The organism is Lyngbya sp. CCAP 1446/10, from assembly GCF_026130175.1.
Lineage (GTDB): Bacteria > Cyanobacteriota > Cyanobacteriia > Cyanobacteriales > Microcoleaceae > Microcoleus.
In genome coordinates, this window is sequence record NZ_JAIGNI010000102.1 from 1 (window position 1) to 9,682 (window position 9,682).

General features: G+C 45.1%; 3 protein-coding genes. 1 reads left to right on the forward strand and 2 read right to left on the reverse strand.

Features of this window, described 5'->3' with window-relative positions; all coding sequences use genetic code 11:
- The first annotated feature begins 1,100 nt into the window (after positions 1-1,100).
- Complete coding sequence (locus K4039_RS25900; protein WP_265239380.1) at positions 1,101-1,670, forward strand: RNA-binding protein; 570 nt, start codon at positions 1,101-1,103, stop codon at positions 1,668-1,670.
- A gap of 274 nt (positions 1,671-1,944) precedes the next feature.
- Here the strand turns inward: K4039_RS25900 and K4039_RS25905 are convergent, their stop codons facing one another.
- Entirely contained in the window at positions 1,945-2,964 is a 1,020-nt protein-coding gene (locus K4039_RS25905) for a tellurite resistance TerB family protein (protein ID WP_265239381.1), read from the reverse strand.
- Positions 2,965-3,074: 110 nt separating this feature from the next.
- Positions 3,075-9,482, reverse strand: a complete 6,408-nt coding sequence (locus K4039_RS25910; RefSeq protein ID WP_265239382.1) for a CHAT domain-containing protein — start codon at positions 9,480-9,482, stop codon at positions 3,075-3,077.
- Positions 9,483-9,682 lie beyond the last annotated feature (200 nt).

Below are 9,682 nucleotides of genomic sequence, written 5' to 3' on the forward strand. Positions count from 1 at the left end.
GGAGAGGGGGAGATGGGGAGATGGGGAGATTATTTGATTAGTTTTGAGGCGAAATTGAAATAGACAATTTCAATCCAGTACAGCTTGGTTGTCAAATTGTGGCACGAGTCGCGCACAACGCCCAACCGCAGATGAGTATTGAGTTAAAGGGCGGATGGGTGTTCGGCCTGCACCCTATGGATATTCACGCGCAGCGCGCATCCTTCTTCCCTCTTGCTTCTGACAACTGACAACTGACAACTGACAACTGACAACTGACTACTGACTACTGACTACTGACTAAAGCCTTTGTAAAGAAAAGTTGCTTTTTTGCCAACACTCTGTTACATTTATTTACATGAATCGGATTGAACCAAATAGCGCGATAACTTCAGTTGGCTAAAATCCATAAGGCATTGCGTAAAAATTGTCAACCTCCCAACACAGCAAGTTCAGCCAGCCGCTTGTCGGCTGTTTTTTTTAGACAGCCAATTTAGCTCTGCCGGATGAACTCAAAAAAGTGATTCAGATGCGCTTTTCGTTCAATTTGCCATGAAATATTCCTAAATAACTAGCTCTGTTACCAAGCCTGTGATACCTTTAAACAATGGTCGGACACAACCAGGCCCGATTTAAGGGATACTGGGTAAGTGAGTAGTCCTCAACACTAGGAGCGAGATTAGGGTGAGGTAAGATTACTGGCTGAAAAAATGTTAGCGATTTTATCCCTCACTGTATTAGACTGAATACTGGCATTCCAATCGCTTGCAATTGACATCCTTGGACATAAATTTCTACACGGCGCTGGCTATAAACATTCTGAATCAAAACCGGAAGCAAGTAATACAGAACAGCCAATAGCCTAAACATTTGAGTGATGACTAAAAGTTTACACAACAACCTGAGATTTAAAAGCTCTCTGCATTATTGGCGGTTAAGTTCCGGCCTGATCAGAGTAAATCATCTTTTTGTTCTAAAAGGTGGGGGGAGCTGTCAAGGTTGGTGGGAGGAATGTGCAAATTCTGTGGTTATGCGGTGTTTCCCTGCGGTCAATATTGATTTGACTTCAGGTAATTTTGTTCGAGCAAATTAATTAAAATCCAAGTCTGGAGGAATTTTTCATGTCTATTCGTCTTTATGTTGGTAATTTACCAAAAGAACTCGATCGCCTAGAATTGCAAGAAGTTTTTGCACCAGAAGGTGAATCTGTTACCACAAAGGTAATTACAGACCGCAAAACTGGTAAATGCAGAGGCTTCGGTTTTGTGACGGTGCTCACTGACGAACAAGCCGACGAAGTTATTGAGAAGTACAACGGCTTGATGTTCAAGGAAAACCCGCTGAAAATAGAAAAGGCACTGCCCCGCTCTAAGGGTAAATCTGAGAAGGGCGAAGACGATCAGCAACAGTCATCATCGCCTGCTTCACCGCAGTTGGTGTCGGCGTCAGCATCGACATCGCCGTCTGTGCCAGCACCTGTGCCGCAACAGCAGCGCTCGGCTCCCCCTACCCAAGGTGGAGGCGGTTCTAGTAAAAGCAATCGTCGTCGGGGTGACAACAACAAGTCTCGCCGCAATCAGTCAACAACAACGGTGTCCAGTGGTGATTCGGGCTCGGTACAGCCAGATCCACGCTGGGCGAGTGCTTTGGAAGAACTCAAGCAAAAATTGGAAGCTCAGACTGCTAGCTAGTCGAAAATGGCTGCTAATTGCTGCTGTCTTTCGACTGCGGTTGACTGAGTTTATTTGGAAGTGCGATCGAGAATCGGTCAAAAAGCCTAATTCTCGATCACACTATTTTATTGCAAAAAACCTCTAATATCTAGAAATTTCGTAGGGTGTGTCGCCATGTTTAATCTCTAGCATTCAATCTCAAATCTCATGGCGACGCACCTTTTGCGATTGAGAGATTGAGGCATTAATTGGTCAATACTTCATCTTTCTCTCGATCCGCTATAAATCATGTTTATTCTGCGCCAGAGAATTCAATCGTCTCAATGAAGTCAAAAATCTTGTTCATAAGGCCCTCAACCTCCGACTCAAGAGAACCCAATTCGTCCTTGTTCTCATAAATTCGCTGACAACTTACCATGTAGCAAAAATCGTCAACGATAAAAGCCATAAATCCCCGATAAGCATCCATCCGAGTAACTTGGTCGTCGTTTTTTGTCACACTGAGAGTAGCACCCGCAGGCAAATCGACCACTGCAAAATAAGCTTCTTCATCTTCTAAATATTCAGTGTAGAGTAACTTAGAATCAGCAAATTTAGCGAGAATTTGGCTATCAATAAAATTGTTAAGAAACGAAGTAAGATAAGCCCATTCGCCCGCTGACTCAATCAATTTTTCCACTTCGCCAGAAATCGGGAAATAATCAATTTTCAGCAAAACACCAAAATCGTCAGAAAATTCAACACCGCCTGCTGAATCGTCAATTTTACCGCCTCGTTGCTTGTCAACTGGAATCGAGACGGCAAAATTGCCTTGAGCAGATAGGTACAACGGCTCCTCTACATCGAAATCAGGCTCTTCCAATTCTAGTTCTACTGATGAGTATGCAGCAATCACATCCTCGATAATTTCGTTAGCTTCCTCATCGTCTACACCTAATACTTCTTGAAATTTTTTGAGAAAATCCCGGTGCTTCTTGGACACTGTATCATCTACGATAAACATGGCTGCGGTGATAGCAAAAGTATCCAACACCAACTCATTTGGCAGTGATTCAGAAGCCGTGTTAAATAATCCTCCCAAACCATCTTCGGCGATAATATTCGCCAATTTTTGAAACATTGCTGACATATCATCTTCCGAGAATTCAGCAAATATTTCTGAATCCCAAAGTATGCTTTCCAAGATATCTGCGTCTGCGTCAGGGGCGTTGGCTTCGGCTGCGACAAGCGCTACCGCCGCGACGGATTCCTCTAAATTCAATTTGATTGAGGATTTATCTTTGGAATTGAATATTTTAGTAAAGTTGCTCATAGTTTTTGCTTGGATAAAGAATTTAGTTTGACGTTTTTCCTGGAGCATCTCATTTTTGCAAAAAAGATTTTTTGACAATTTGCTATTAAAATTAGATGCGGGCTAGCTGATTACCAAGGACTACCAATTAGTGTAAATCCGGCCCAAAATTTGGGATGAGATAAATCAGAATTTGCTACTTGTCCGGCTTGAGTAAGATCGATCGCCCTTTGAGTTCCCACCAACTTACCATCTTTAATGACTACCTGTTTGCGAATCATCGCCAGTTGAGCTTGTCTGAGAGCTTCAGCTTTAATGGGAGCCGATCGCAAATTAGCATAAAACTCAGTCATCAGCCCCAAAGTCGCGAAATCATTAACTTTCCACAAACTCGCCAAAGCCGATTTTACACCGCTGCGGACTGCGAGTCCAGCAAAACCCATTTCTGCGGTACTGTCGCCGATCGCAGTTTCGCACGCACTGAGCACCAATAACTGTACTTGTCTGCGATCGTACCACTTCGCCAACCGAAATTCATCCAGCGCCAAAGAGCGCTTCCAGAGGTCAATCTCAGCCTCCTTGCGTCCGTTTTGATTGAGCGGAAAGCTGGCGTGAGTAGCTAGGTGAACAATGTCAAACGCCTGTTTTTGTTGCCGCTGTTTGGTGAGATTTTCCAGGGTAAAATCTTGATTGAGAAAAAAGCGGCCGGGCCACAAAGCCAATTCGGGAGCATTTTGGTTGTTGCGTATCGTACCTGCGATCGCCGATAATTCGATCGGTACAGCAGGTAAAGGATCTTTATCGAGAAATTCAGAAGCACCCATTGCTAAAACTTGGGCATTTTTCAAGCTTTGATAATTAGTGCTAGTCAAGCTGACACTAGGAATTGAACCAAGGCTGTACTTTTCTACTAAAAAGTGTTCGCCATCGTAGAAAGCTGCTATGGGCAATTGTCGCAAACCTGCATCGAAGGAAAAAACTAGCGTATCTATATTTAATGCTGCTAACTCTTTAGAAATTGGCTCAACAAATAAATCATACAGTTTCTTCGCAGTTGGCAAATATTGGTCTTCAAGATTATCTAGGTTTGAGATTGTGCGTTGAAAATTATTTACAAGTTGATTCAAATGTACCCGATTGACTTCAATTCTTTTCACAATTGGAGGGCCTTCGGGAACTACTAATATTAGCGATAACGATTCGAGACTGGCGAAGGCATAAACAATTACGGCTTGCTTTCCGGTTTCTGTTTTAATTGTTTTCAGAGTTTCTCTGATGTATTCAACATTTACTTTTTTGTTGGCAAAATCTTCTTCAAAATAGTTTTCATAGTCTTGTTCAAAGAGTTTGTCGATTAGGGCAATAGCATCATCAGGATTGCCTTGATCTAAAGCTTGTTCAACGCTAAATCTGCTAATTTCTAAGGGAAAGAGATTGGGAATATTTGCGAGTGGGGGAGTTTCGGCTGCGGGAGTTGGTGCTGGAGTTGGAATTGGTGCGGGTGCTGGAGTTGGTGCGGGAGTTGGAATTGGTGCGGGAGTTGGAATTGGTGCGGGTGCTGGAGTTGGTGCGGGTGCTGGAGTTGGTGGCGGAGTAGTTTCGGGAATGCTTGTCAAGGAATTAGGCTCGATCGCCTCAACGGGCGGCTCAATAGTAGGCGCAGGATTAGGTGTTAAAACTATCCATCCATCGGGTTCTGTTGTAGCAGAAGAACCAAGTTCTGGCGGTTTTTCTGGTGGCTTTTCAGGAGGCGTTATTAAAGTAATCTCTGCTGCTTTTTGAAGAGCAGGTGGTGTGAGAGAGAAATTGTTTTGGGGATTATTAAATGCCCAATTAAAAGTTTTGCTTCCGGTTTCAGGATTGAAAGTGATGGTGGTTTTTGCTCCTAATAAATCGCCAATTAACAAAGCTAAATCTTGTTGCGGATTTGGCGCTTGGGCGGGTGCTATTGCGGCTGTGGGAATGGGTGCGGGAATGGGAGAAAAAGAGGGTGCAATTACAGGTGAAATTGCTGCTACGGGCGGGTTGTAAGGCGATTGTAGGAGTGCGGTTGTTGGATTTGTCGCGATCGCACTTGGAGGAGCGATCGAGCTTGGAAGGGCGATCGGGGCGGTGAGTTGGGCGATCGAGGGAATTGTGGATGCGGTGGGTATTCGCGCAGCAGCGCTTGGTATTGTTGGGGCTGACGGCTGTGTGCGGGTTGTGCGGGGCGGCAGTGTGAAGAAATTGGTGTTTAGCAGTTCTTGGATAGCGGAAAAGTCGATCGGCGGCAGTTCGGGTGTTGGGGATGGAGATGGGGTTGGAGTTAGGTCGATCGGGCGATCGGGTATTGGGGATGCAGTCGCCGTCGGTGAGGCAGTTTCAGTTGCCGGCGACGGCGACGGAACAGCCGTCGGTGCGGTTCTTGTAGCTAGGGTTATTGGCAACGGAACAGCCCTTGGCGCGGGTGTTGGTGCGGGTATTGGGGATGGAGTCGCCGTCGGTGCGGGTGTTGGTGCGGGTGTTGGGGATGGAGTCGCCGTCGGTGCGGGTGTTGGTGCGGGTGTTGGGGATGGAGTCGCCGTCGGCGCGGCTGTGGCGGCGGGCAAAATGGGTGAGGGAACCGAGTTAATTTGAATGCGCTCGCCATTTAATGCGAGACTGGGGTCTTGTCTGTGAGTGTATCGATAACTGTTATCGGGCAAAATCGTTTGTATGGGATTGCTATTTCCTCTAGTAATTGCACCAGCAGTTCCATTTTTCTCGGAATTGCCGACAATAAAAGGCGTGATTCCCCCGCCCCCGTGGTTGATAATTATGAAGCCGCCGCGATCGTCTCCTGGACTTGCAGCCGTAGAGATGCTAGCATTGATGCTGTTTCTGTCTAAAAACGAATTGGGCGATCGAAAAAACCTTTGAGTCACAATCAAAACATCTCCGCCCCTACCGCTTTCCCTACTTTCAGCATTAATTAGACTCAGAACAGTGTCGCCCGCACTGCTGCGGTTAATCGCGCTAACACTGCCCGCATTTACATTAGCAGAAGAGTCAACTTTTCCAGCATTAATATTACCATTAGCATCGAGAAATATATTACCGCCATTACCAGCAGCAGAAGTATTGATATTGCCAGCAGTGATATTAGTTCCCGCATTCAAATCAATATTGCTACCATTGTTTTTGGAAGTCGAGTCAAGATTTTCTGTTTTAATTTCTCCCTCCTCGCTATACAAAGAAATCCCTGCTTCTGAGGTGATGTTTTGAGCAGTAATGTTATTAGTTGTAGTAATGTCGATCGCCGCCGTATTTTCGGGAATATCATCTTGAATATTGACGCTGTTGAGAGGAGTCTGGCTGCCGATCGCGCCGCCAAACTGAACAACTCCCGCATTTGGCTTGACAGCGAGATTGTACGGCCCGTCAATTGTAGAATTAAAAGTAATGTCGCCAGTCTCCAGAATGTTAACAGAGAGGTCGTTAGCCAATGTTACGGGAGCCGCAAATGTAATATTGTTGCGGTTAGTTGCGATAATTCCGCCCGCAGTAATACTATTTGCCTGAATATCTATATTGCCGCCATTCATCGTGGTGCTGGGAGCAAAAGTGCTGGAATTAATACTAGATGTCGCCACATTTTCTTTAGCATTTATGACCACATTTCCGCCTTTGCCATTGGCCGCGGCAGTAATCAGCGGGCCAGCAGTTGTGTCAATATTACCGCCGCTTTGAATGCGAAGATTGCCGCTATTGGCGCTGAATCCGGTTAATAATAAAGCGCTACCGATTCCGGCCGTACTGATGTTAGTTCCAGCTTCTAGGGAAATATTGCCGCCGCTGTTGCCGCCGATCGCGTTGAGAAGTCCGGCCGTAGTATCGATCGCACCACCGCTTTTAAGGGTGATAGAGCCGCCGTCTTGATTCCCTATTGATTGGATGCTGCTGGTAGTAATATTTCTCCCCGCATTTAAATTAACACTGCCGCCTGTGTTCATTTTTTCATCGGCAGATAAACCCTCAGAACTTGTAATTAACTGACCTGTAGTAATATTCCCATTGCTGTTAGTAAAATTAAGATTTCCACCCCGCATCCCCGATACTGACACATTGCCTGTATTAATGTCACCGCTAGTGGTAGATAAAGTAATGTTGCTGCCATTCCCCTTAGCGGAATTACCTGCGATCGCAGTTCCTTGTATCGGCGTTTTGATGCCGCTGTTGGCTTGAATGGTAATGTTGCCAGCAGCGCGATCGCCCGTAGTGTCGATCGTGCCGATGTTAATTGTACCGTTGCTGTTAGTAAAGTTTAGATTTCCGCCCCGGATTCCCGATACTGACACGCCACCTACATTAATGTCACCGCTGGCAGTAGATAAAGTAACGTGGCTACCGTTGCCGTTACTCGAAGTACCCGCGATCGCGGTTCCTGTTGTCGGTGTTGTGATGCCGCTGTTAGCTTGAATGGTAATATTTCCAGCAGCGCCATCGCCCGTTGTATCGATCGTTCCGATATCGATTGAACCGTCGCTCGTAAGTGCTATCTGCCCGCCGTTTTGATTCGCCTTTACATAGAGATTGCCAGTCGTAATAGTGCCACCTGCATTCAAAGTAATATCGCCACCATTCTTTAAAATGCCCAGACTAACTCCAGTAGAAAGTGTACCTGTAAGGATGTTGCCTCCAGCAGTTAAAAATATTATACCACTACTATCATCCATTGTCTGACCTGTATTAATACTTCCTGTTTGAATGTTGCCTGTGGCTTGCATAATTATAGGGACTGTATTATTTAAAGTAGGACTATAAGCCCAAAAGTTTCCTGTTTGAATGTTGCCGCCAGATTGCAAAATTACCGATCTAGAACCGCCCCAAATCAATTCATAATCCGTAGGAGCGGTATCATAAACTCCAGCAGCACTGGTAATTCTTATATCTCCATTAAAAATAATATTTCCCGTACCCGAAGTCGTATCTATTTTGATAGATGGGCCTATATAATCTCCAGCAACAATAACATCTCCTATAGCTTGCATAATTGCAGGCCCTATGTTCATGTATGTGGTATAACTACCAATACCTCTTGTTTGAATGTTGCCGCCCGATCGCAAAATCACCGCTCGCGAAGTACGCAGAATAAATTCATCTGTGCCGGGATCACCGCTAGTAATACTTGTGTCTGGACTCGTAATACTTATATCTCCATTAAAAGTAATATTTCCCGTACCCGAAGTCGTATCTACCTTGAGGGATGCACCCGTGTAACCCCCTGAAGTATAATCACCAGCTTGTGTAAAAATGGGATCGTACAGACTGAGAAAATTCGCAGGTTTACCAGATAAATCAACAATCGATGTGTTACTGCCACTTCTAAAATGAGAATCTGTAGATATGATGCCATCACTCGCTAAAGTCAAATTTCCACCACTGACAAACGGCGTTTGCAAAAGATGATTCAGCGCCAAAATATCAATACTTCTATTACCTTGAATGTACAGATTGCCGCCAGCATTCGCCACAAACGGATTCGCCACACTGTCGCGCACCCGCACTGTATCGTCAGCCAGCAAACTCAAATCACCAGTTGTACGCAACAGACTTTCAACTAATGTCAAATTGTGACTGGCTGACAGCGCTGCATTCTCGGCACTTACTTCTTTAGCAACCACATCTCCATTATCTACCTGCAAACCAGAAGCAGTTAGCTCAACTTGCCCTTGAGCATTAACAGTCACCCCCGTTGCACTTCCCCCACCACCAGTCAACAACTGAGGCAAAGATGCAACTGGTAATACCCAACTTTGCGGCAAACTACCAGCCACAGATTGCGGTTTAATCTCCAAACTCAATAAATTTCCCGGCTGACTAATTCTAACTAAACTTTGACCGGGAACCGCCGCCACAGTAATATTTCCTCCCGGTGCAGCAAGTTGTCCCGCACTCAAAACCGTGCCGCCCAACAAACTTAAATTTTGTCCCTGCTTCACCGCCAAACTGCCAAGATTTATAATCCCTCCCGGCTGTAAATTTATAAAAGCAAAAGTATTCGGATTTCCGACTAATTGTGCATAATTATTCGTACCAACCGCACTAAACCAATTGTTACCGAAGCCGATTCCTGTCGCAGTAGTCCCCGTGAAAGAACCGGGAATATTCAAACTAGAATTTGCACCAAAAACAATCCCCGCCGGATTCATTAAAAATAAATTAGCATTGCCGCCCGTAACTTGAATTATGCCGTTAATCAGCGAAGCATCCCCGCCGACTACTCGCCCTAAAATATTGCGGATATTGGGATTTGAGATAAAATTGGCAGTTTGTCCTTGAGTTAAACCAAATTGTTGGAAACTGTGAAACAAATTAGTGCCATCGCCGGATTGTTGGCCGCCTTGGATGTTGAATTGATTGCCATTCGGGGTGATTTGAGTATTTGTGCTGTCAGCAGCGGGAGTAATTTGGGCCGTGGCTGTTTGGGATGGGGTGAAAAGTCCTGTTTCGCAAGTTGCTAAGGCGGTAAATGATAGGAATGTTAGGATAAATAGATTTTTTGTATCGGCTGATTTCATGGCTTTTGTTAGTAGATGATAAATTTATTAACAATAAATACATAATATCACAATCCTGTAGGGGCGGGTTCACCGAAATATTTGACACGCAGCGATGAATTTTATAAACCCGCCCCCACCCCACCGAAAAATTAAGAATTAATTCAATTTAATCCATCGGTGGGGATGTTTTTTGGGGTGATTTGTGGGGTGGGGGCGGG

What these genes read in the sequence shown, in the direction of transcription:
- K4039_RS25910 (WP_265239382.1), bottom strand. Translation starts at nt 9,482, where the DNA reads ATGAAATCAGCCGATACAAAAAATCTATTTATCCTAACATTCCTATCA.
- K4039_RS25900 (WP_265239380.1), top strand. Translation starts at nt 1,101, where the DNA reads ATGTCTATTCGTCTTTATGTTGGTAATTTACCAAAAGAACTCGATCGC.
- K4039_RS25905 (WP_265239381.1), bottom strand. Translation starts at nt 2,964, where the DNA reads ATGAGCAACTTTACTAAAATATTCAATTCCAAAGATAAATCCTCAATC.